This window comes from Bradyrhizobium sp. USDA 4502 (assembly GCF_054063355.1).
This window is the reverse complement of the sequence record NZ_JBSSGF010000001.1, coordinates 5619609-5640975: the sequence shown is the minus strand read 5'-3', so window position 1 is coordinate 5640975 and position 21367 is coordinate 5619609. Positions and strand designations below refer to the sequence as shown.

18 protein-coding genes and 4 pseudogenes are annotated in these 21367 nt (G+C 61.2%); 7 read left to right on the top strand and 15 right to left on the bottom strand.

Annotated elements, in window-relative coordinates; genetic code table 11:
* Positions 1–3 precede the first annotated feature (3 nt).
* Together ACVW1B_RS26290 and ACVW1B_RS26285 are read right to left on the bottom strand one after the other, a co-directional pair.
* Positions 4–1374 carry a hypothetical protein gene (locus ACVW1B_RS26290; protein ID WP_456822452.1) on the bottom strand — a complete coding sequence of 457 codons (1371 nt, stop codon included), beginning with the start codon at positions 1372–1374 and terminating at the stop codon, positions 4–6.
* A gap of 101 nt (positions 1375–1475) precedes the next feature.
* Positions 1476–2072 (bottom strand): hypothetical protein, encoded by a 597-nt coding sequence (locus tag ACVW1B_RS26285; protein ID WP_456822451.1) that lies wholly within the window; start codon positions 2070–2072, stop codon positions 1476–1478.
* A gap of 113 nt (positions 2073–2185) precedes the next feature.
* Between ACVW1B_RS26285 and ACVW1B_RS26280 the strand changes: the two genes are divergently transcribed.
* The gene (locus ACVW1B_RS26280) at positions 2186–2539 is read left to right on the top strand and encodes a hypothetical protein (RefSeq protein WP_456822450.1); all 354 of its coding nucleotides are present in this window, start codon (positions 2186–2188) and stop codon (positions 2537–2539) included.
* Positions 2540–2572: 33 nt separating this feature from the next.
* On the opposite strand, the pseudogene ACVW1B_RS26275 reads toward ACVW1B_RS26280, so the two are convergent.
* Together ACVW1B_RS26275 and ACVW1B_RS26270 are read right to left on the bottom strand one after the other, a co-directional pair.
* Positions 2573–2904, bottom strand: a pseudogene (locus ACVW1B_RS26275) (BP74-related protein).
* A gap of 140 nt (positions 2905–3044) precedes the next feature.
* Positions 3045–3395 (bottom strand): hypothetical protein, encoded by a 351-nt coding sequence (locus ACVW1B_RS26270; protein WP_456822449.1) that lies wholly within the window; start codon positions 3393–3395, stop codon positions 3045–3047.
* 475 nt (positions 3396–3870) lie between these two features.
* On the opposite strand from ACVW1B_RS26270, the gene ACVW1B_RS26265 reads away from it, so the two are divergent.
* Both ACVW1B_RS26265 and ACVW1B_RS26260 read left to right on the top strand, forming a co-directional pair.
* A complete protein-coding gene (locus tag ACVW1B_RS26265) occupies positions 3871–4362 on the top strand; it encodes a hypothetical protein (protein ID WP_456822448.1) in 492 nt (163 codons plus the stop codon).
* Positions 4363–5288: 926 nt separating this feature from the next.
* Positions 5289–6611, top strand: coding sequence for an IS5 family transposase (locus tag ACVW1B_RS26260; protein WP_456822447.1), 1323 nt, complete (start codon positions 5289–5291; stop codon positions 6609–6611).
* Between the two features lie 611 nt (positions 6612–7222).
* Here ACVW1B_RS26260 and ACVW1B_RS26255 read toward each other — a convergent pair.
* From ACVW1B_RS26255 to ACVW1B_RS26225, 7 genes and pseudogenes are all read right to left on the bottom strand, one after another.
* Positions 7223–7342, bottom strand: a complete 120-nt coding sequence (locus ACVW1B_RS26255; protein ID WP_456822446.1) for a hypothetical protein — start codon at positions 7340–7342, stop codon at positions 7223–7225.
* A 445-nt stretch (positions 7343–7787) separates the two neighbouring features.
* On the bottom strand, positions 7788–8084 hold the full coding sequence (locus tag ACVW1B_RS26250) for a hypothetical protein (protein WP_456822445.1): 297 nt from the start codon (positions 8082–8084) through the stop codon (positions 7788–7790).
* Between the two features lie 2 nt (positions 8085–8086).
* Positions 8087–8485 carry a hypothetical protein gene (locus tag ACVW1B_RS26245; RefSeq protein ID WP_456823103.1) on the bottom strand — a complete coding sequence of 133 codons (399 nt, stop codon included), beginning with the start codon at positions 8483–8485 and terminating at the stop codon, positions 8087–8089.
* Positions 8486–8525: 40 nt separating this feature from the next.
* A pseudogene (locus tag ACVW1B_RS26240) lies at positions 8526–8921 on the bottom strand (ThiF family adenylyltransferase); the annotation flags it as partial.
* Positions 8918–9448, bottom strand: a complete 531-nt coding sequence (locus tag ACVW1B_RS26235) for a hypothetical protein (RefSeq protein ID WP_456822444.1) — start codon at positions 9446–9448, stop codon at positions 8918–8920. The gene ACVW1B_RS26235 and the pseudogene ACVW1B_RS26240, both read right to left, overlap by 4 nt.
* The gene (locus ACVW1B_RS26230; RefSeq protein WP_456822443.1) at positions 9445–9810 is read right to left on the bottom strand and encodes a hypothetical protein; all 366 of its coding nucleotides are present in this window, start codon (positions 9808–9810) and stop codon (positions 9445–9447) included. The genes ACVW1B_RS26235 and ACVW1B_RS26230 overlap by 4 nt, the downstream gene beginning before the upstream one ends.
* On the bottom strand, positions 9810–10163 hold the full coding sequence (locus ACVW1B_RS26225) for a hypothetical protein (RefSeq protein ID WP_456822442.1): 354 nt from the start codon (positions 10161–10163) through the stop codon (positions 9810–9812). Before ACVW1B_RS26225 ends, ACVW1B_RS26230 begins: the two co-directional genes overlap by 1 nt.
* A gap of 190 nt (positions 10164–10353) precedes the next feature.
* Between ACVW1B_RS26225 and ACVW1B_RS26220 the strand changes: the two genes are divergently transcribed.
* Entirely contained in the window at positions 10354–11250 is an 897-nt protein-coding gene (locus tag ACVW1B_RS26220) for a WYL domain-containing protein (RefSeq protein ID WP_456822441.1), read from the top strand.
* Positions 11251–11333: 83 nt separating this feature from the next.
* Here ACVW1B_RS26220 and ACVW1B_RS26215 read toward each other — a convergent pair.
* A pseudogene (locus tag ACVW1B_RS26215) lies at positions 11334–11607 on the bottom strand (IS630 family transposase); the annotation flags it as partial.
* Between the two features lie 348 nt (positions 11608–11955).
* On the opposite strand from ACVW1B_RS26215, the gene ACVW1B_RS26210 reads away from it, so the two are divergent.
* The 3 genes from ACVW1B_RS26210 to ACVW1B_RS26200 all read left to right on the top strand — a co-directional run bounded on the left by ACVW1B_RS26210 (position 11956) and on the right by ACVW1B_RS26200 (position 16957).
* Entirely contained in the window at positions 11956–14739 is a 2784-nt protein-coding gene (locus ACVW1B_RS26210) for a UPF0182 family membrane protein (protein WP_225160051.1), read from the top strand.
* 534 nt (positions 14740–15273) lie between these two features.
* On the top strand, positions 15274–15648 hold the full coding sequence (locus ACVW1B_RS26205) for a hypothetical protein (RefSeq protein WP_253607196.1): 375 nt from the start codon (positions 15274–15276) through the stop codon (positions 15646–15648).
* A 127-nt stretch (positions 15649–15775) separates the two neighbouring features.
* Entirely contained in the window at positions 15776–16957 is a 1182-nt protein-coding gene (locus tag ACVW1B_RS26200) for a radical SAM protein (protein WP_456822440.1), read from the top strand.
* Between the two features lie 72 nt (positions 16958–17029).
* Here ACVW1B_RS26200 and fabF read toward each other — a convergent pair whose 3' ends face one another.
* From fabF to ACVW1B_RS26185, 3 genes and pseudogenes are all read right to left on the bottom strand, one after another.
* Positions 17030–18292: a beta-ketoacyl-ACP synthase II gene (gene fabF / locus ACVW1B_RS26195; RefSeq protein ID WP_456822439.1), complete on the bottom strand. Its 1263-nt coding sequence runs from the start codon at positions 18290–18292 to the stop codon at positions 17030–17032.
* 379 nt (positions 18293–18671) lie between these two features.
* Positions 18672–19226, bottom strand: a complete 555-nt coding sequence (locus tag ACVW1B_RS26190) for an O-linked N-acetylglucosamine transferase family protein (RefSeq protein WP_456822438.1) — start codon at positions 19224–19226, stop codon at positions 18672–18674.
* Positions 19227–19378: 152 nt separating this feature from the next.
* Positions 19379–20980: pseudogene (locus ACVW1B_RS26185) on the bottom strand (tetratricopeptide repeat protein); the annotation flags it as partial.
* Positions 20981–21367 lie beyond the last annotated feature (387 nt).

Here is a 21367-nt window from a genome sequence, read left to right as displayed (position 1 = left end):
TTGCTAGGTGGCGTGAATCGAGCCTTCGATGCGTGCCGGCCGTTGCGCCTTTCTCAGAAGGTCCGCGATATGGCTCGTCAGTCCGATTTCGCCCTCGATGCGGACGCCGACATCTCCCGGAAGCCGCTCGAGAAAGCCCCGCAGAGCCTCCAACCCGCGGGAGACTTCGAACGTCTCCCAACGCGGTGCGTCTCCGGGCACGATCGTGGACGCAGCGCTGTCCGTTGCGCCCTTGTGCAATTGAACGAGCCAAGCGCGCGAGCCGTCGTGAACCCATTCGAAGCGAACCGGACCTAGAGCGGCTCTCGCGTGCTCGTAGAGTGCGCGGACATCGGCCGTCACCGAGTCTGGAATCTTCTCCGGCACCTTTCTCCCGAGCATGAAGTGATCGCCTTCGCCGGCGGTGCCTTCGATGACCAGGTGGCCATTCGCGTCCGTTATCGCGGCACCCGAATGGGTCGCCGGCACGGCTGCCTGGCAAAGGACGGCGGGAATCTGGCTGCCTTGCGGATCCTCGATCGCCAACAGCTTGAATGGATCGGTCCAGCCCTTGACCGTCGTGTATCGGCCGGGCTCCTGTTCTCGTGGGCACGTACGCGTCCACACCTCGCGCGACGCGGTGTCCTGACCGAAGGTGAACGGCGCGACCCTTCTGGCGAAGCAGGTCGTGCGAGGGACCGGCAAGCCGATCGCATGAGCGACGAGAAGACCGAAGGTCTTGTCGCCGATGTGCTGGCTGAACCTGTTCGGCCACTTCATGGCGGGGCGAGCGGGTGCGGACTCGGTGCCCTCATATTCCCACATCAGCGTGTGCGTTCGACGCCAGCCGCGGGGCTTTGGATGGATACTGAACTCCAGCCGGCCGCGGTCCGCCGCGACCGTCTCGGGCTCGAAGCCGTATACGATGCGGATGACTGCTCGCGCGAGGTCGGACGGCATTGATGCCGTTCCTTCCTTCTCGACGCAGCGCGGAGTGTCGTCCGGGGCGAATTCAGCGACGCCGCCTTGAATCACACCCGATACGCCACCGTCGGAGACGTCAACGGTCTCGTTTGCTATGACGAAGAGACCCTCGGCCGACATCCGCTCGAGTAGCAACTGGGCTTCATCCACGTTTGCCAAGCCATAATGGAAGTCCCGGCTGCGAGGACTTTCCGGCGTGAAGCTACGCAGGTTGATGGTACCTTCCGGACTTCGCTCGATGAGACTGCTGAGGCCGACCCGAACGGTGCCGAAGACGTGGTTCGGCTCGTGGCCTGCCACTCGGCAGAACTGCTGGCGAGGGATTTGTCCACCCGGCGAGTAGCTCACGAATTGGGCGACGTTGCCGATCCTCGCGAGTTCGTCGAGCGATTGGTCTTTCCTGAGCGACATATGCAAGACCTCGTCGCGAGAGTGATCGAGAATTAAACTAACGCGGGTGCTACAGGCACCACTCGATCACGTCCAGACGGCGGCGGGGATATCACCGCATTTCACCGTGCGGATCTGAGGGTATTGACTCTCGGACTGGGGGAATACAGGGCTGAGAAACGCGCGAGCCACTCGCGCTTGGCCTCTTCTGGGGAAAGATTGCGGACGACAACTGGGGCGGGGATGACGTCCTGGCCTCTCAGCCAGTCATCGGTTCCTGGGGGCATGATCTGGTGTTGTTCGGCCGCCAGCACCCGGAGATCGGCCTTCTTCACCTCGCGCGGCAGCGGGGTCGGAATGCCGAACCGCGAAAAGATCGCCTGTTCGACCTCTCCTTCGATCCGCTTGTAGTCCGGAAGCATCTGCTTGAGCGGGCGAGTGATGTCGCCCAGAAAAGCCTCGGCGGCGTCGTGCATCAAGGCTTCGAACTCGAAACCGGTTGCCGTCTCGCTTACCAGCAAACTGTGCTCGGCGACCGAATAGAAACGGTTGCACTGTCCCGAATAGCGGCAGATGTGCGCGAGCCCTTGGGCGATGTCTTCGATCGTGAAGGGGCTCGTGTGCGGCGACGCGAAATCGAACCAGGCTCCGCTCTGGAGCATGATTGATGGTCCGACGTCTATCCTGACCGCTATCATCCTTTTCGCGTCCCAAGCCATGGAGCCCTCGAATATACCTCGGAAAGCCAACCTTGTTCCATCTGCGTCGCGCGTCACACACGCGTGTTTGAACAAGGTTGCAAATTCATGCTTATCCTATTATGCAGATTTACATGAAATTGGCAAGCGAAACGAAGCGAATGCTCGTAGCTGAGATTCGCGATCGGATGGATGCTCGGAAGCTAAATCCGACGCGGTTTGCGAAGGATTGCGGTGTCGATCAGAGCCAGATCAGCCGAGTGCTGGCAGAGGACTTTCGAGGTCTTAGTCACAATATATTGCAAATTTGCATAAATCTTGGAATAGACCCGCTGCGCTTCGTGGTGCCGATGAAAGAGGACGAGATCGCCAAACGTCGCATCATGGAAAGCGCGTTGGCCGCCTGGGACGGGACCGCGCAAGACGCGGATCTGCTTGTTTCGGTGCTGAGCGGGATCGCAGCGATGCGGGGTATGCGCCGGAGCTAGCACGATAATGCCAAACGAGACGGGGCGGCTACCTCAAGGGCGGACAGGTATCTCGGCCTCGAGCTCGGAGGACCAGGGACACCAGAATGATTTTGGCAGAAGGCTCCTGCCTACCTCGTCGAGATGCTCCTCGACGTACGTGACGTTGACGTCGCAGACCTCGATCTGCATTTCGAACAAACCGACCGTTTCGGGACAAGGTGGACCGACCAAGTTGGATTGTATGCCACCTTGGACTGAGCGACGACACCTGAAACGTGGCGCTTTGGGCTTTTGGGATCGGCGAGCGCTGCCCGCATTTCGTTTATGGCGGCTTTGCCATGAACCTCGAAGACGAAGTGCTTCAGCTCCTTCTTCGGGGACATCTGACGAAAGCTGAAGCGCGCGATATCGGAGCGGGATTGCTTTGCAGACGAAGCCCCGCAAAGAGACAAGCCGGCGAGTATCGCTAGAGTGACCGGTCGGCGTGCCATCAAGTGCTCCTCAGTGATCCCTGTTCGTATCTCTAAAAAATCATCTGGTTGCACATACGACCACCGCACAGACGCGGACCGTCGTTCTCCCAGCACTTGTACAGATTGCCTTCCCACGTAGCGAACACGGAGCTAAACTTGTCTTTTACCGGTTCTGTGCCGGCGTGAAGAATTGGGATGCCCTCCTCGACGTAGGCGCCGTAGCATCCGAGGTTCACGAAGACGACCAGGGCGACGCCGAGCGGATAGCTCTTGCTGATCTTCTTGCTTACCACTCGATCGAGTGCCGCTGGGATCGCCTCGAACCTCTTCCGCCATTCCTCGACCGGATCGGGCCGCCAGTTGACGTCGTCGGGTTCGTCCCCGCGCCGGCGGCCGTCCATGTCAGCCTCGGTGGCCTCAATTGAAGGATGTGATCGCCGGTCTGGATCTCGAAGTCGGGGCGCTCGTCGGGCACCAATCGGACTTCTTCCGACGAAAGCGCCGATGCTACTCTCGAGGCTATCCAGGCGTCGCGCAGGAACGCCAACCCTGGCTGCCGGAAATAGACCTGACGAGGGATCCGCCTCGGCGCCGAGATTTCGTCGATGCGAAAGCGAAAGGCTTCCGTCGGCCACCATCGTGACAGTTCGGTCTTCCAGCCGTCGAGTGTCTTCTTCGGGATACGATTTGCGTGGTCCATCGCTAATCGCTCGATGCCTCGCTTGAAATACGATTCCAGGAGGCCACGAAGGCCTGGAGAGTTCGCCGCGCAACCTTCGGCGCCGATGGCGTGCCGGAGCGACATATGTTGGGGCCGCCATTCCGCGACTCGGATATTCTTTTCGTCAGAAGGATTAGCGTGAGAGGCATCGTCACATGACCGGCAAGTGGTCGACGCCCGGCGTGCCCCACAAGGGCTGGGTCTGCGACGGCGTGGAAGACCTTGGTGCTCCGGATGCGGTTTGCGAGATGTGCGAACTGCAGGAAATTCGCTACGTCCATACGATGTCCCACCCAGAGTACGAAGGAGTGCTCGACGTCGGGTGCGTTTGTGCCGAGCGGATGGAGCAAGACAAGGTCGGGCCGCGGCAGCGCGAACGCGCTTTGAGAGGCGCCGCTCGACGCAAGAGCCATTGGCTCGACCGCAGCTGGAGAGTATCTTCGCAAGGCAATTCTTTCGTCAACACCAACGGATTCAACATCACCATCTTCCAGAACGGGGATGGTTCATGGGGAGGCAGAATCTCCGAGCGGGAGACGGGGCGCTTCATAGTGGCAAGACGGCGATATGAATCCGAAAGGAAGGCCATACTGGCAGCCTTCGACGGCATGATCTTCCTGAAACATAGACGTGGCTGGGGTGCGTAGGGCGGAGCAGTCGACTTGCCGCGCATCCTTCTACGCTTTCGAATCGCTTTTCCCCGCAATTCACTGATTGGGCTTAAGAGCCGGCCCCCTGTCTTAACGAGTGCATTTCTGCCAATTCCGCTGGGAACATCGCTGGTTCGCGAAGGATACGAGGGCGTAGGACTCCACAGGGCTTGAACCGTCTATCCACAGACGCAGGACCACGCGCCCCAGTTCGGAATGGCGCGGCGGGTCGTGTCCCCAGTGATGGTGTAGCTCGGTAGAACGAGGCTTGGCCCGACGAGCCTCTCGGCCCGGCTGGTTCGCGGCGTTCGGCAACTGGCCGCGGTGGAGCACGCCGAGGACGGCGAACCGGGAATGAAGGCCTGCTATCTCGTGCGCGGCCGGATGCGTGAGAGGTTCTGCTACTTGGAAGGTGACAACGAGCGCTCAAGTTACTCAGTCGGGTAATGCGCTCCGGAGTGACTTCGCCGATGCTGTCCTGATCGTCGCCAGACACAGCGGAGCCTACGACATTCTCGGATGCCTCGATGAGCTTGCTCAAGCTGAACCGTGTGCACTGCGGTGCGGTCCGTTTACGCCGATTTCGCCGTGGCCATGGATTCAGTACGACCCGCGTCAATCGTGACTTCGACCATCGCCCGCCGTCTGGCGATCTCCTTGCGAAGACGCTCTCTGGCGCACATACGCAAGAATTCGGACGATGGTCCGAGCTGGTGTCGGCTCTCGGGGAGCGACGGGTTGGCGATCCTCATGAGTCGTCCGTGAAGAATGCGGATTGACTTGAGAAATAAGCAGAATTGGTCTTGATGTAGTATTCGATTTTGCCGGAAAGCGGGGTATTGGACCTCGCTTTCTTGCGTTTTAGGTTTTGCTTTTGGGTGATTCGTGATTCCCTGACAGCGTCGTCGACATTGGGGAATGCGATGAGCAAGCCGCAGAAAGACCTGTTGCTTCCGGCGCTTGATCAGATCATCGACATGGGTCATCCGCTGGTGCGGTTGGCAGCGCTGATCGACTGGAACATCCTGAATGAGCGCTTCAGTTCGGTGTGCCAAGCAGGGTCGGGACAGCCGGGCTTGCCAACGCGGCTAGTCGCCGGCCTGTTCATTTTGAAGCACATGCACAACCTGTCAGATGAGGTGCTGTGCGCTCGCTGGATCGAGAACCCCTATTACCAATACTTCTGCGGCGAGCTGAGCTTCCGCCACCGTCTGCCGTTCGATCGATCGTCGATGACGCGCTGGCGGCAGCGGCTCGGCGAGGAGCAGCTCGTTGCGCTAATCCAGGAAAGTCTGTCGGTGGCGCACAAGACAGGCGCCCTCGGCCCGAAGGACCTGGAGCGCGTGGTGGTCGATACCACGGTGCAGCCCAAGGCGGTTGCGCATCCGACCGACGCGCGGCTCCTGCATCGAGCAATCATCAAGCTGGTCGGGCTCGCCAAGCGCAACCGTGTGCCGCTACGCCAGAGCTATCTGCGCCTGGCCAAGCGCGCCGCCATCATGACCGGCCGCTATACCCACGCCCACCAGTTCAAACGCGCCCGGCGGCAGCTCAAGTTCCTGCGGACACGGCTTGGCCGGATCATCCGCGACATCCGCCGCAAGATTGATGGCGATACGGTGCTGGAAGCTCGCTTCGGCCCGTTGCTCGGTTTAGCGCAGCAGGTGCGCAGCCAGGATCAGCATCAGCGCGGTCCGAAGGTCTATGCGTTACATGCTCCGGAGGTTGAGTGCATCGGCAAGGGTAAAGCCCGCGCGCCCTACGAGTTCGGCTGCAAGGTCAGCATCGCCACCCCTGTGACGTCTCCGAAGGGCGGCCAGTTCGTGCTCCATGCCAAGGCGCTGCATGGCAATCCCTTCGATGGGCACACGCTCGGTCCCGTAATCGCCGACATGGAGAAGCTCACCGGGGTGGAGGCTCGCGGTATCCACGTCGACAAAGGATATCGCGGTCACAACCACCCGCATCGGTTCAGGGTCTGGATCTCGGGTCAGGTCCGCCGCGTCACAGCTTCCATCCGTCGCGAGATGAAGCGTCGCGCGGCTGTCGAGCCCGTCATCGGCCACGTCAAGGCCGAGCACCGCATGGACAGAAATTATCTCAAGGGACGCCTCGGCGACCGCATCAACGCTGTTCTCGCCGCTGCCGGCTATAACTTCGGCCTGCTGCTGCGATGGCTCGCAGAGCTCTTGCGTGTCATCATCCGAGCCTTCTTCGAGACCGTCCCGGCTCGAAACACCGCTTAAGCCGGGCGCCGGCGCCAGTTCTTCACGAACGACTCATGACGGCGATTCCTTGGCGAGGGTCTCTAGGTTCGTTCGGCGCCCCGGTATGTCGGAGCCGACGGCCTTCTGGGCCCAAATCGATAATGACCGTCACCTTGGTCCCTTCGATCCGCCCGCGTTCGAACAGCGTGGCGGCTAGGACCTCAAGTGCCTCGCGATGCAGCGAACGAACAGCCCGGTCGGCCTTCATGAATTCTAGGTTGGCCGCGGACCTCACCTCACGGTAGGACAGAAGCTGCCTCGTATCGTCGGTCCGCCCAGGTAGAGCAGGGTGTCCGTTCGGCGAGGCCGAGAGAGCCGACCAACGACGTCGCGACGGCGGTAGCATTCTCCAGATCGGAACCGTCGCTCCGGCGTCCGCCGGCGCCGTGCGACACCGACCCACAGAGCAGATGCTCCCCGGCGCGTCCGGCCAGGAGCACCTGAAGGCGATGGTGGTAGTCCCGATAAGGTGCCTTCGAGCGTGGGGGCGGAGTGTCTGACGACGGCCGGCACTTCTGCGCATGCTGGCCAGCATGGCGTGCACTCCCTCGGGTCCGAACCGCACCACATCCACAATGATATGAGCCGCGTCATGGGCGGCAGTACTCATGATTGCCCAGCACCATCACCATCGGGATGTGCATTGGCACGATCCGCCGCAGATGCTCGAACGCGCGCGTGACCTCGCATACATCGCCGGCGACGATCACCGCATCGACACCATCGACGATCTATTGTCTTGGTCGGAAGGACGCCGAGAAAATCTGAATCTTCATGCGTTCGCTCTGCAATCATGCTTTCGGAGCAGCGTGGCCAGTTTCGTCGCGACTTCACAAACCTTTCCCAATCGGCCAGATGGCGCCGTCCGTGGATGAGCAAGGAGCCGGTTAAGTCGACGGCGGAGGTGTGACCGACATCCGTCAAGCCTAGGGTGGGCTAGCACCAATGTTGCCGCAGCTTGCTCAAACACGCAGTGCAGGAGTGCCATCATCGCCATATCCAGCTGGCCGCTTCGCAGTGAGACGTGCGAGATCCTGTGCGATCAAGTCGAGCGGATCTGCTAGGCGGTTGCTGTCCACAGAAGACCCTTGGTGCCGATGATACGCGGGCGGTGCTCGAGATTTTCTAGCCGTTGCGGATCGAATTCGTACCGGTTCAATCGTCCCATGGAGGCAGCCCGGACCATGAGCGGCCCGCCGATTCCGTGACGAGGATCCACGGCTCCGGCCGAGGCTTGACGGCGTTCGCGGCGGTTTTCGCGCGGGCCAGCACCGCCGCTCGTGCCAACGTGGTATCAGCCATGTTGTATTCGGCCGTAGGGAGCCGCTTCAGGCTGCCAGCCTTCGTCTCGATCCATCGCACAAAGCCCTCCGACTCCATCAGAGAATGGAGACGCGTGTAGTCGTCCTCGTCGGCGCGATGCAGTTCGACCCGTACGCTGTAGTTGGTCATGATTACTCCTTAGGCACTCCTCGGGCGCTCAAGTCGAGGAACGGATCGCCGAGGTCGTTCGAGGTGAAGTGGTTGCAGGCGCCCCTTATGGAATAATCGGGTTGTCGACTCCGGGACACCAGTTGATGGTTGCCGTCGAGTTCCAGCCAATCGTAGCCGCTCGGACTGTCGAACCAGGGTGTCAGGAGACGCATGAATGCGCCGACCGCGAGTGACGCCAAGGTCCCGTTGGTCCAAACGACCTGAGGATTGATGCCGGCATCGGCGTAATCGTTCTCTTCCCTGTCCAGGCGCTGTTGCGTGAGGAAGCCAAGGCAGCGCATGCAGGGGCCCCCCGGCCGTGTCGAGATCATCTGCCCGGCAACGGCATAGTGCCGATCGGAGAGGCGCGTCACGTCCATGCCGATGTCGATGTAGGGTAGACAGAACCTGCGCGGCGGCGCTTTCTAGATACATGCGCTGCCGATATCCGTCGACGCAACCGAACACGACGTGGGCATCTTTCAACAGATCGGCGGCGCCTTGCCACTCGGTCTTCGAAACCCTGACGTCGGCCCACGGTCGCATCGAAAGTATGAGGCGTTCCGCGATCGTGACCTTCGCCGTCCGATTGATGACGTCGTTCTCGGTGGCGCCGACGAGTCGGTTGAGGTTGCTGGCCTCGATGTCCTGCGGATCGATCAGGCGGAAATGCCCAACTCCGACGTGTGCGAGTTGTTGCGCAATGTGCGAGCCGCCGCCACCGAGCCCGACGATCGCGACTCGGGTGCTCGCGAGCAGCTTCTCGGCGTCGTCGCCGAGAAAGCTCTGGCGGCTAAAATCTCCTCGGGCGGTCATGCGAGACGATCCACGCCGCCCTCGCGGCGGACGACGTCGATCGACAGTCGACGACCCACAACGTCAAATTCTGAGATATCTACGATCGTGTCGCGGTCGAGCCATACACGACCGTTAGCTCGGTCGTGACTAAGCACGACGGCGCCGTGCGGCATCTCCCGGCGAACCTTGAAGAAGTCAGGAATGAACCTCAGCTGTTCACGCACGTCGGTTCTGCTGAAATGTGGCCGGCCATGATGTTCATGCAGGTGGACGTGGACCATGCCGACGGATCGCAGCAGTGCGATTTCGAGCGCCTTGCGGATCGCCTCCTGCCCCATCATGGCGCCGACCGTGCTGTCGTCTACGTACTCATCGTCCGCCAGGGGATGGTAGTCGGCCGCGAGCAACACCAAGCTGTCGTCGCCGACCGTGGTCGCGCGAACCGAGATGAAGCCGACGCGCTCGGCCGCGAACGGATGGGGGCGGGCAAGATCCCGCCTGACCTCCTCGAGGAAGCGGTCCGTCGCTTTGAAGATGGTCTTCATCGAAATGCCTCCAGATGGCCGCCCAATATGGCGAGCGGAGGCTGGCTCGGCGACACCCCGCTCCAGGACCAAGTGAACCAAGTCTTCGCCAGGATGAACGCGTTCTCGTTCCAGTTCAGTCCCAGGCCCAGGTTCACGGGAAGATAGAGCTTCGTGGGGTAGGTTGGGTTCGGATAGTTGAGGCAGAGGAGGGCATCCATCTGCTGCTGCTCACCGCGGACAAGGAAATGCAACCCAATCATATGGATGTAGCGTCGAGCGCTTTCGTCCATGTACTTCACGGCGCCGGAGCAGATTGCGGCGATCGCGACCAGCTCCGGCTCGATGACGGCTCCCGTGAACGAGCCCCCGACGGCGTTCATCAGGAGGAACCACCGGACCGCGCGTGGGTCATGAACTGCTCGCGGTCGTGCAGTTCGATCTCGGCGTTGTCATCCAGGTCCTTGAGCCCGTGCGGGGTGATCTGCGCCAGCACCTTCGCCTGGTCGATTTCGAGCGTGGCCTTGAGTTCGCGGACGATCCATTTGCCGCGACGCACCTGGTAGGGAGCGCCGTCGACGATGATCGTGATGAGCTTGCGGGCTTTTTCGAGCTCTTCCTCGGCCTCGCGGATTTCTTCCTCGGCGGCCTTCAAGTCGCGCTCGGCGTGCTCGAGGTCGCCCAATGCCTTCTGTTCCGGATCCCCGGGTCGCGCCGGATCGTCATGGTCAGACATTATCGTCTCTCCTCGCGTCGGAAGAAAAGGGTTCGCAAGCCGACACCAACCTTGCGTGGGCCGCCTCCTAGGACCACAATTCCCTCGATGGCACCCGTCAGTTATGTATACGCATAGTTTTCTGACCAGTCAATGGATTGAGGGTCGGAAAATTGACGGGTCAATAAATAAACTATTTGTGATGAGTGCTATGACAGACAAAGAAGACATTCGCTGGGGTCTCCAGCGCCGCTTCGAGATGATCGAATGGAGGGCCTATTGGCTCGGGCGCATCAATCGCAGCGACTTGGAGGGCTGTTTTGGGGTCTCGACGCCGCAGGCGTCGGCGGACCTGCGGTCGTACCAGGAGGCCGCTCCAGGCAACATCGAGTACGACGCCACAGAAAGGGCGTACGTGCCGACGGCGAATTTCCAGCCGAAGTTCTTGAGGGGAGGCGCCGACCGGTACCTGATCCAGTTGGATGCAATTCTTACGGGAGCAGTGCCGGCAGTTGACACCTGGTTTGGAAGTCCACCACCAGCTGCGGTGATGCCCGCCGTTGCTCGAAATGTGGACTCAGAGACTTTGCGGACCTTGCTGAAAGCGATCACCTTGCGACGCGAAGTCGAGATCGAATACCAATCCCTGACAAGCACACGTCGTCGCGGAATTGTGCCGCACTCATTGGCCTCCGACGGTTATCGATGGCACGTAAGAGCGTGGTGTTCCCAGCGGCACGAGTTTCGGGATTTCGTGCTGTCGAGGATACTATCGGTCGGGGAGAGCCGCCCCTCGGACGTCAATCCGAGCGACGACATCGTGTGGAACACGATGGTAACCTTGCGGATCGTAGCGCACCCTGAGCTGACCGCGGCACAGAAGAGGGCCATCGAGCTCGATTTCGGGATGAAGGACGGGGTGCTGGCTCTGACCTCGCGAGTGGCACTCGCCTTTTATGTGAGGCGTCGCCTCAACCTTGATTTGATCCGGTGGAATGTCCCGCCCGAACGCCAGCAGATCTATCTGACCAACGCTGCCGAGGTCGACGAAATCCAGCGAAAGGCGGAGGAAGAAGCTCGGATCCGGATTGCTGCATCGAAGCAGTGAGGATGATTCGCAACCGCTACCTCCAATCATCATCAACGAATCGACGGTAACGGCGCCCATCCGACTTTGCCCAAAACTGGCGGCTTGCATTGAGCGATGATTGCACCGTCGAGCACGTTGAGGGCGGCGAACAGGGGGCGTGCCATGACGCTGGTAGACGTGGGTGACGCCCTCGATGTAGCCGAACCCCATAGGAGAAGCATGGGCTGGGTTCGTTCCGGAGCCTGAATTTGGGTCTTCTCATCGACGCAAAGCACCACGGCCTTGTCAGGCGGATTGAGATAGAGCCCGACCACGTCGCGCAGCCTCTCGAACGAAGAAGGGATCGGTCGAGAGTTTGAAGCTGCGGGTACGGTGGCCGCCTTTGCGGAGCAATTCGTTTGGGGATGCTCGCTGAAACTCATTGAAGATCAATGACGCCAGTTTCCCCCCAAAATCCGTACAAGCCCTTGATCCTTATCGCTTCTCGTAGTTCCCTAGGGAGCGCCAAATGTTCGCTATTCCACGACATTTTACGATACGGCTCCATTCGCCGGGAGCTTTCCTGCTCGACGACTGATTGATCACGCCGGCCGCCTGAGCAGTTGCCGCCTTGTGCTCATTTGCGTCCCGGTGACGCAGCTTCGAGCCCTCATCGCGCCTTGGCGGGCAATCCCCACCACGAAACAAGCGGCGGGCGTCCCTCGTTTCCGCTATGATGAAGCCATGACGATCGGGATTACCGGACCCGGCCGGAAAGGACCACGGCAAAGTGGCGTGGTCAGGCTGATCGTTGCGGCCATCGTCATCACGATTTGCCTGATCCTGCTCTCGTTCGCGAGCGACTTCCTGGTCGATTGGCTGTGGTTTTCATCGATCGGCTACCTACAGGTTTTCCTGACGGCGATCGGCGCCAAGGCAATCGTCTTTCTCTCCGTCTTCGCGGTGACCACCGTCGTCCTCTCGCTGAACGGAGTCCTGGCGGTGCTGTTTGCCATGCAGCAGCCGCTACAGAACCGAGTCGCCCCGGGGAAGGTCGCCGGTTTTACGGCGCCGCCCGATCCGTTCGTAGAGCTGCGCGACCAATTAGCCCGGCCGCGGTTTGTCGCGCTCGGTGCGGGCGTGCTCGCCGTGCTGGTTGCCGCAGGCGAAGTCGGCAATTGGAACATCTTCCTGCAGTTTCTCTACCACGTGCCCTACGGTGCGCAGGATCCGCTCTACAACAAGGACATCGGGTTCTATCTCTTTTCGCTACCCGCCTATATCGCGATCAAGAACTGGATGCTGCTGACAATTATCCTGGGCGCGCTGTTTGCCGGAGCGATCTACTGGGTGCGCGGCGACATCGAATACGATGTTCACAACCGTTCAATTTCGCCGACCGTGATCGCGCATGGCTCGGCGCTGATTGGCCTTCTGTTCGCGGTGAAAGCCTGGTCCTATGGGCTCGACCGCTATCTGCTGCTCTACGGCGACAATGGTGTCGTGGTCGGGGCGAGCTACACCGATGTCCATCTGGGGCTGCCGGCTCTGTGGTTGATGATCGGGCTTTCGATCATCGCGGCGCTCATCGCATGGGCCAATTTGCGGGCGTGCACCTACCGGCTTCTTGCCGCCGCGTTCATCCTCGTCGGCGTCGGCTCTGTCATGCTGTCGAGCCTCGTCCCTTCGCTTTTCCGGCACTTCGTCGTCAAGCCGACGGAGTTGGAGCTGGAGAAGCCCTACATCGAACGCAACATTGCGCTCACCAGGCAGGCCTACAATCTCGACCGGATCGCAACCAAGCCGTTTGCCGCTGAACAGAGGCTGACCTTCAAGACGCTGGAAGCGAACAAGGCGACCATCGACAACATCCGGCTGTGGGACTGGCTGCCGCTGTCGAATACCTACGCGCAGCTGCAGGAGATCCGTACCTATTACAAATTCCACGATCTTGACGTCGATCGCTATTGGCTCGACGGCTCCTACCAGAGCGTGATGCTCTCGGCCCGCGAACTCCGGGCCTCCCTGCTGCCGGCGAACGCCCAGACCTGGGTCAACCGCCACGTGCTGTTTACGCACGGCAACGGCGCAGTGATGAGCCCGGTCACCCGCAAGAGCACGGAAGGACTGCCGTTCTTCTATTTGCGCGATATTCCGCCCGTTGCCGACGGTGGCCCCAGGATCGACGAACCGCGCATCTATTTCGGCGAAGAGAGCGACGACTACGTCATCGTCAAGGCCAGCATCCCGGAGTTCGATTATCCGAAGGGGAAGGACAACGTCTATGCGGCCTATGACGGCAGCGGCGGTGTGCCGATCGGAGCATTGGGATGGAGAACGCTGTTCGCCTACTACTTCAACGACGCGAATCTGGTCCTCTCAAGCTATATCACGGCCGACAGCCGGATCATGATCCGGCGCAACATTACGGAACGGGTGCGCACGATCGCCCCATTCCTCAGGCTCGATCATGATCCCTATCTGGTCGTCAGCAACGGTCGGCTGTTCTGGATGCAGGATGCCTACACCACGAGCTCCTATTTCCCCTCAGCGCAGCCCGTGCCGGAGCTCGATCTCAACTACATCAGGAATTCGGTGAAAATTGTCGTCGATGCCTATAACGGGACGGTCGATTTTTACCTGATCGACCCAAGCGACCCCATTGCAGCGACCTACCAGCGCATCTTCCCGGACCTGTTCAAGCCGTTCATGGCCATGCCGGCGGATTTGCAGAAGCATATCCGCTATCCGGAGAATCTGTTCCTGATCCAGGCGCGGCTGTATCAGACCTACCACATGGAGCAGGCCGAAATATTCTACAACCGCGAGGACTTCTGGCAGTTTCCGCGACAGCCGGGCGGCGACGGCACTTCGGTGATGACCCCCTATTACATCATCATGCGGCTGCCCGGCGAGCCGCAGGCCGAGTTCTTCCTGATGCTTCCCATGGTACCGAGCCGTCGCGACAATATGATCGCGTGGCTCGCGGCGCGTTGCGACGCCCCCGACTACGGCAAGCTGATTGTCTACGAGTTCCCCAAGGACAAGCTTGTCTACGGGCCGTTTCAGATCGAGGCACGGATCAATCAGAATACCGAGATCTCGCAACAACTCACGCTGTGGAATCAGATGGGCTCGCGGGTGATACGCGGTGCGAACCTGCTGGTGATCCCGATCGAGAACTCGATCCTTTATGTCTCGCCGCTCTATTTGCGCGCCGAGCTTGGACACCTGCCGGAGCTGAAACGCGTGATCGCGGCCTACGGTGAGCACGTCGTGATGAAGGAGACGCTCGCTGACGCCCTGGCCGCGTTGTTCGCGGAGCCCGGTGCGGTGCCGGCGGTTTCAAACGCAACGGAAACGGTGTCCCCTGCGGGCGGGACGGCGAGCCCGGCGCAGCAGGCGCTCGATCACTACAATCAGGCGATGGAGCGATTGAAGGCGGGAGACTGGAAAGGTTTCGGTACCCAGTTCGATGCCCTGCGCGAGCCCCTTGAGGAAATGAACCGACGCTCCGCCGGTCACTAGAGCATGATCCGGAAAAGCGTGTAGCGGTTGTCCGAAAAGATCGTGTCAAATCAAAGGGCCAGAGCGGGATGACGGTCGAAGAAAAGTCATCGCGCTCCAATGGGCTCGGGGAATTGTGAGTGCGGACGCACGCCTCAATCGGGTATTGTTAAAGGTCGCATTGCAATTTCAATCACATAAGAGTTCGCAGTTTCGTTCCGATTGGCGCGCCATTGAGCCCTCATCCGCAAACCCGGAACTGACCCGCTTCGGCACGCAAAAGCGGCCATTTCGAGCGCATGCCTGCGGCTCCCGATTCAGATTGCGGTGCCGTTGGCCGCGATCACATTCGTGAACGATTGCGCAGGTCTTTCGGAACGGGCTCGCGCGAGAGCGTGCCTTGGTCGTTCGCCCCTCGCGAACTGATCGGCGCAGCATCAGACGCGATAGCTAGACTCCGCTGCAAATCCGCTGCTATACTTTCAGTTGCTCGACCGGCGTAAGGCACGCGCCGACATTTCGTTTGATTGCGATATCGCGAAAAGGAGCTCGACGATGGCGATCACGCTGACGGTCTTGGCGAGCCTGCTGCAACTGCACGGGCCGGGTGCGACAATCGAAAGCGATCATCAGGGTATCGACGCATTGCTGAGTGGTGTGCGCGAGCAGAGCCTTCAGGAACAGGGCGCTCAGGAACAGAGTCCTCAAGAACAGAGCGCTCAGGACGTCTTGCAGCTGGGGGTGGTTTCCGAACAGCCTCAGGCAACTCAGGTCTATTTCAGGCGCGGGGCCTTTGCCAGGGGGCCCTATGCGGGCGGCTTTCGCAGGGGCGGCGGCTACTATCCGGGCGCCGGCGCATTTCGCAGGGCCGGCGGATATTATCCCGGAGCAGGCGCGTTCCGACGAGGTGGCTTCGTCAGGGGCTACTAGAGCATGATCCGGAAAAGTGGAAACCGGTTTTCCGAAATGATCATGCTCAAACAAACAGATGAGATCATGATGCGATTCCGTGGAAACGCATCATGATCTAGCCCGATCGCAGCTTGCTGGTATCCGCATGTCGGTTGACGCTTCAAATTCCGTCGCGTTCCAGGAGCAGCCGATCACGCAGTTGCTGGTCAAGGTCGCGGCGAGGTGCAACATCGATTGCTCCTATTGCTACTGGTTTCGCGATGCGGCCGTCTACGACAAGCCCAAGCTGATGAGTGCGGAGGTGCTGCAACAGCTGTTGCTGCGCCTCGAACAGCACGTCGCCAGATACTCCCTCGTCGACTTTCCCGTGATCCTGCACGGCGGTGAGCCGCTGCTTTGGGGTGTCGATAATTTTCACCGTTTTGCGGAGGGCTGCGAGGGCATTTCATCCCGGACCGGCTGCGAGATCCCGATCGCGGTGACGACCAACGGCGTGCTGATCGATGATGAATGGCTCGACTGCTTCGAGGCCCGCAATATTTCGGTGGCGATCAGCATCGACGGGCCGGCACATATTCACGACGCTCATCGCAAGACGTTTCAAGGTACCGGCACCCATGCCGCTGTGGAACGTGCCGCCCGCATGCTGGTGTCGCGCGACATCGGTGTGATCGCCCTCGCAGTCTGCAACCCGGCCTACGCGCCGCAGGAATACGCGGATTTTTTCGCGGCGTGCGGTATCTCCAACTACGACATCATGATTCCCGACGCGACGGTGGACGAGAAGCCGTCGTCCATTGCCCCGTTCTATAACGGCCTTTTCGACTTGTGGCTGGAAGCCAATCGCGCGAGGCCGACGTCGAATGTCCGCATCATTTCCGACATGGTCGCGGCCCTGATCGGCAACAACGCGCCGACCGAAGGTGTCGGCCACAAGCCGGTCGAGCTTTGCACGGTCATGACCGACGGCACGGTGGAGGCCCATGACGTGTTGCGGATTGCGGGTGACGGTTTCACCAACACGCGGTTCAACATCTTCGATCACGCGATCGACGACGTCAGGACCGAGCCGCGCTGGAAAGCCGCACGCGATGCTTCGGTCAATCTTTGCGAGAAGTGCCGGCAATGCAAGTTCATGAACGCCTGCGGCGGAGGCTACCTTCCGCACCGCTTCTCCACGAAGAACGGTTTCGACAATCCGTCGGTTTATTGCAACGATCTCTATTCGATGTTCGAGAACATGCAATCCGTGCTGGAACGTCATCTCTACGTCCGCAAGCAGGACGGGGAACGGATTGACGTGCGCAACGCAGCGGCGGGCGGTTAGGCAATTCGAGAGATTTTCCCGTTCCGATGGAATCGGAACGGGGCTCTAGATTCTTGTTTTGACGCGACCGCCTCAGGACCACCGTCGAAAAACCAGGCTGGCGTTGACGCCGCCGAATCCAAAACCGTTCGAGATCGCGTGTTCGATCGCCATCGGCCGCGCGACGTTCGCGACGAGGTCGATGCCCTGCGCTGCGGAATCGGCGTTCTCCAGATTGAGCGAGGGCGGCGCGACCTGATCGCGCAACGCCAGGATCGTGAAGATCGCCTCGATGCCGCCGGCGGCGCCGAGCAGATGTCCGGTCGCCGACTTGGTGGCGCTGACGGCAATTCCTCCCGCGCGCCCGAACACGCGCTTGATCGCCTCCAGCTCGGAGAGATCGCCGACCGGCGTCGATGTCGAATGCGCGTTGAGATGCTGGACCTCGTCGGGCCGCAAGCCGGCCTGCTGCAGCGCCGCCTCCATCGCGCGCCGGGCGCCGTCGCCGTCTTCGGGACCAGCGGTGATGTGATAGGCGTCCGCCGTCGTGCCGTAGCCGACGAGCTCCGCGATCGGCTTGGCGCCGCGCCGAAGCGCGTGTTCGAGCTCCTCGATGACGAGCACGCCTGCGCCTTCGCCCATCACGAAGCCGTCGCGGTCGCGGTCGAACGGTCGCGACGCCCGCGCCGGCGTGTCGTTGAACGACGTCGACAACGCCCGCGCCGCGGCAAAGCCGCCGAGGCTCACCGGATCGATACAGGCCTCCGCACCGCCGCAGATCGCAATGTCGGCTTCGCCTGATCTGATCAGGCGCGCGCCGTCGCCGATCGCTTGCACGCTCGCCGCGCAGGCGGTCACCGGCGCGCCGATCGGACCCTTGTAGCCGTAGCGGATGGTGATGTGCCCGGCCGCGAGATTTGCCAGGAAGGATGGAATGGTGAACGGCGACAGCCGGCGCAGGCCGCTCTTTTCCGCCGTGCGCACGGCGTCCGCGATCGCGGGAAACCCGCCGATCCCGGATGCGATCACGGTGGCGGTGCGCTGCTGCGCAAGCGCGTCGGCCGGCATCCAGCCGGCCTGCGCCACGGCTTCCGCCGCTGCCAGCAGCGCGAACAGGATGAACCGGTCCATCTTCTTCTGGTCCTTGCGCGGGGCTGCGGAATCGGGATCGAACCCACCCTCGGCATCCCCAGCCTTGTCAGGAACCTGTCCTGCAACGCGCCCCGGCAGCACGGTCGCCCACGCCGGCAATGCCGTAAGCCCGGAATGCCCCGCCAGCAGCCTCGACCACACCAGTTCGGTGCCACAGCCCAGCGGAGCCACCGTCCCCAGGCCCGTCACAACAATTCGACGCATGGCTCTCCTGTCGCGCCCTTGGTGCGAACCGGCATGGCCGGGATTCGAACCTGCCCGGGCGTCGGGTCTTTACATGATGATCATCATCTATTGTCTCGACCGACCGGCCGTCAAGGGATTGACTTCGCCCTCAACGCGCCGTTCGTCTGGTGGTGGGGACGTGGCCGCTCAAGGCTGGAACAAGGGGTTGATGAGCGACTGCAGCTAGTGTGCTGAATGCGAAGTTCGTGCGATTTCGCGGCAGCCACTTTCACGAACTTCGCATTGATAAAGCACATTAGAATCATAAGTTTGCTAGTGTCCTTATCGAATCCGAAGTTCGCTCCGAAGGTGCGGCAAATGATGCGAACTTCGGATTCGGGACACTAGCCGGCAACGATCACGCCGGGACGACGATATGGTCCGGCGCAATGCCCGCCCGGTGACGCTCATACATCGCGGTGTAGGCGGCCTCGATATGCCGGGTGAAACGTTTGGTATCGAACAACGGCGCCGTCGGCCGGTTGGCCGCCAGCCTCGATCTGAGCGCCGCGAGCCTCGAAGGATGGGTCGCAAGATCGACCGCCATGCGCTCGTAAGCCTCGGGCGATTCCGCAATCAGCTCGGGCAGGCCGATCGCATGGAGCAAGCTCGCCGCGACCCGGCTGGCAAACGTGTCGCCGAGAATGGTCAGCACCGGCAGGCCGGCCCATAGCGCATCGCTGGCGGTGGTGTGGGCATTGTAGGGAGTGCTGTCGAGGAACAGGCCGGCGAGGCGATGGCGTGCGAGATGGTCGGGCAACGACATCCGCGGTGCGAACACAAGGCGCTCCGCAGCCACGCCACGCGCGACCGCCTCCTTTCGCAAATTTGCGGCAGAGTCGGCGTTGGCTTCGAGCAGCCACAACATGCTGCCCTCGACGCGGCCGAGAATCCGCATCCACCGATCGAACATGTCAGGCGTGATCTTGTAGTTGTTGTTGAAGCAGCAAACACGAAGCCCGTCGGCGCCAGCCCCACGTCGCCGCGCGTGAACACGCGATCGGCAATGACGCGTTTGTCGTCGTTGGCCTGATAGCTGTCGGGCAGGGCGACCACCTTTTCGCTGTAGAATTCGCGATGGTGATCCGGGATCACGATGTGATCGGCGATGATGTAGTCGATGAACGGGGCACCGAGTGTTCCCGGATAGCCCAGATAATTGACCTGGATGGGGGCAGGCCGGCGGCCAAGCACTCTGGTGCGGGATCCCCCGGTAAAGCCTTTCAGATCAACCAGAATGTCGATTTCCAATTGTCTGATCAGGTCGGCGACCTCATCGTCGTTGATGTCCCGGACCTCGACAAATCGATCGAACGACGCCTCCAGCCGTCGACGCATCTCCGAGGGGTCATCGGGCGACCACGAGATTGCCACCGTCTCGAATTTCGACCGGTCGTGGCACTCGAACATCCCTGCCATCAAGAGCGATGTCGCGTGGTTGCAGAAATCCGAGGAGAAATAGCCGATGCGAATTCGATCGTGATCGTAGCGCTCGCCCCGCCAGCGCTGGCTTGCAGACGGCGGATGATTCTTCGCGGTCCATCGCGTGGCGCATAGCAGTTGGTCGGCGGTCGACGAAGGAACGCTACAAAACAGAAATGGCGGCGTCGTCGCGTTCCGGGTCCTGATCAACTCGATAAGTTGGTCGCACTCGGCGTCAAAGCCGGCCCAGTCGCAAATGTGGGATTTGGCGTGCAGGCGATAGCCTTCGATGTCGGCCTGATCCGGTTTGAGCGCGACGGCCTTGTCATAGGCGGCGAGTGCCTCGGGATAGCGCGCCAGAGTGGACAGAACCTTGCCGCGGTTGGCGTGGGCAGCCGCATCGTCGCCCTTGTGCTGGATCGCCTTGTCGATGCTGGCGAGCGCCGCGTCGTGATGCCTGAGCCTGAACAGCGCCGAGCCGCGGTTGTTGTAGGCCTCGCCATAGTCGGGCTGGAGCGCGATCGCCTTGTCGTAACTTGCAACTGCCTCTTCGAGACGATCCAGTTCGATCAGCACGTTGCCGCGATTGTAGCACGCGCCGGCAATTTTCGGGGCCCGGTCGTAGCTCGCGAGCGCATCATCGAACCTCTTGAGGTCGTTGAGCACGTTGCCGCGATCGTTGTGTGCGCCGGCATCGTTGGGCTTGAGCGCAATCGCCCTGTCCAGGCTCGCCAGCGCCTCCTCGGGCCGCTGCAGCTTTCTCAGCGCGGTGCCCCTGTTTCGATGGGCATCCGCATGGTCAGGCGCGAGCGCGTGCACGCGATCGAAGCTTGCGAGCGCCTCCTCGTGGCGCCCAAGGTCGGCGAGCGTAAGTCCGCGATTGTAGAGCGCCGGCGCGAGGTTTTGCTTGAGCGCGACCGCCCTGTCGAAGCTCGCGAGCGCTTCGTCGAAGCGGCGCAACGCGCGCAGCGCATTGCCGAGGTTGCTGTGCGCGTCCGCGACGTTGCCGTTGAGCCTGATCGCGCGCCGGATCAGGTCGACGCCGCGCTCGCTACGGCCGGTCTGCGCGGAAATCAGGCCCAGCAGATGCAGTGCATCGAAGTTGTCCGGCTGCTGTCGGAGCATGTCTTCATAGATCTTTTCCGCTGCCGCGAGCTGACCCCGCTGATGCAGCGCGACAGCCTGCGCGAAGGCGCGCTGCAAGTCGGTCGAACTGGATTTTTGAAATTCACCTGTTTCGGGCATCAGACGTCTTCACGCGCTCCGTGTCCGGGTCCTGGCCTCACGCTGGCAGACCTGTCGCATCCTGTGCCCGCGATATGGATCGCCCGCCTATTAAAGGTTGAAAACTGGCAGATCGTTCTCGATCGCGCAACGGCCTCCAGGAACAGCTCCAGGAACAGCTCCACCAATAGTCGGGCTGAAGCGGATGGTCCTCGGTCAGCCCGGCGGCTGCCTCGTCGTCGGCCGCAGCCGAACCGTGGACAGTCACGACGGAAGCGGGGGCATCGTCTGGAGCATCAAGGCCGGCGTTCACGATGCGGGCCGCCATTCTAGCTTGAACACGCATCGTTGCTGAGAAGCGGCGTTGGGTTCTCGGTCGAATTTTCCCCGCCGCGATACCATGGCTTG

What these genes read in the sequence shown, in the direction of transcription:
- ACVW1B_RS26290 (WP_456822452.1), bottom strand. Translation starts at nt 1,374, where the DNA reads ATGTCGCTCAGGAAAGACCAATCGCTCGACGAACTCGCGAGGATCGGC.
- ACVW1B_RS26285 (WP_456822451.1), bottom strand. Translation starts at nt 2,072, where the DNA reads ATGGCTTGGGACGCGAAAAGGATGATAGCGGTCAGGATAGACGTCGGA.
- ACVW1B_RS26280 (WP_456822450.1), top strand. Translation starts at nt 2,186, where the DNA reads ATGAAATTGGCAAGCGAAACGAAGCGAATGCTCGTAGCTGAGATTCGC.
- ACVW1B_RS26270 (WP_456822449.1), bottom strand. Translation starts at nt 3,395, where the DNA reads ATGGACGGCCGCCGGCGCGGGGACGAACCCGACGACGTCAACTGGCGG.
- ACVW1B_RS26265 (WP_456822448.1), top strand. Translation starts at nt 3,871, where the DNA reads ATGACCGGCAAGTGGTCGACGCCCGGCGTGCCCCACAAGGGCTGGGTC.
- ACVW1B_RS26260 (WP_456822447.1), top strand. Translation starts at nt 5,289, where the DNA reads ATGAGCAAGCCGCAGAAAGACCTGTTGCTTCCGGCGCTTGATCAGATC.
- ACVW1B_RS26250 (WP_456822445.1), bottom strand. Translation starts at nt 8,084, where the DNA reads ATGACCAACTACAGCGTACGGGTCGAACTGCATCGCGCCGACGAGGAC.
- ACVW1B_RS26245 (WP_456823103.1), bottom strand. Translation starts at nt 8,485, where the DNA reads ATGGACGTGACGCGCCTCTCCGATCGGCACTATGCCGTTGCCGGGCAG.
- ACVW1B_RS26235 (WP_456822444.1), bottom strand. Translation starts at nt 9,448, where the DNA reads ATGAAGACCATCTTCAAAGCGACGGACCGCTTCCTCGAGGAGGTCAGG.
- ACVW1B_RS26230 (WP_456822443.1), bottom strand. Translation starts at nt 9,810, where the DNA reads ATGAACGCCGTCGGGGGCTCGTTCACGGGAGCCGTCATCGAGCCGGAG.
- ACVW1B_RS26225 (WP_456822442.1), bottom strand. Translation starts at nt 10,163, where the DNA reads ATGTCTGACCATGACGATCCGGCGCGACCCGGGGATCCGGAACAGAAG.
- ACVW1B_RS26220 (WP_456822441.1), top strand. Translation starts at nt 10,354, where the DNA reads ATGACAGACAAAGAAGACATTCGCTGGGGTCTCCAGCGCCGCTTCGAG.
- ACVW1B_RS26210 (WP_225160051.1), top strand. Translation starts at nt 11,956, where the DNA reads ATGACGATCGGGATTACCGGACCCGGCCGGAAAGGACCACGGCAAAGT.
- ACVW1B_RS26205 (WP_253607196.1), top strand. Translation starts at nt 15,274, where the DNA reads ATGGCGATCACGCTGACGGTCTTGGCGAGCCTGCTGCAACTGCACGGG.
- ACVW1B_RS26200 (WP_456822440.1), top strand. Translation starts at nt 15,776, where the DNA reads ATGTCGGTTGACGCTTCAAATTCCGTCGCGTTCCAGGAGCAGCCGATC.
- fabF (WP_456822439.1), bottom strand. Translation starts at nt 18,292, where the DNA reads ATGCGTCGAATTGTTGTGACGGGCCTGGGGACGGTGGCTCCGCTGGGC.
- ACVW1B_RS26190 (WP_456822438.1), bottom strand. Translation starts at nt 19,226, where the DNA reads ATGTTCGATCGGTGGATGCGGATTCTCGGCCGCGTCGAGGGCAGCATG.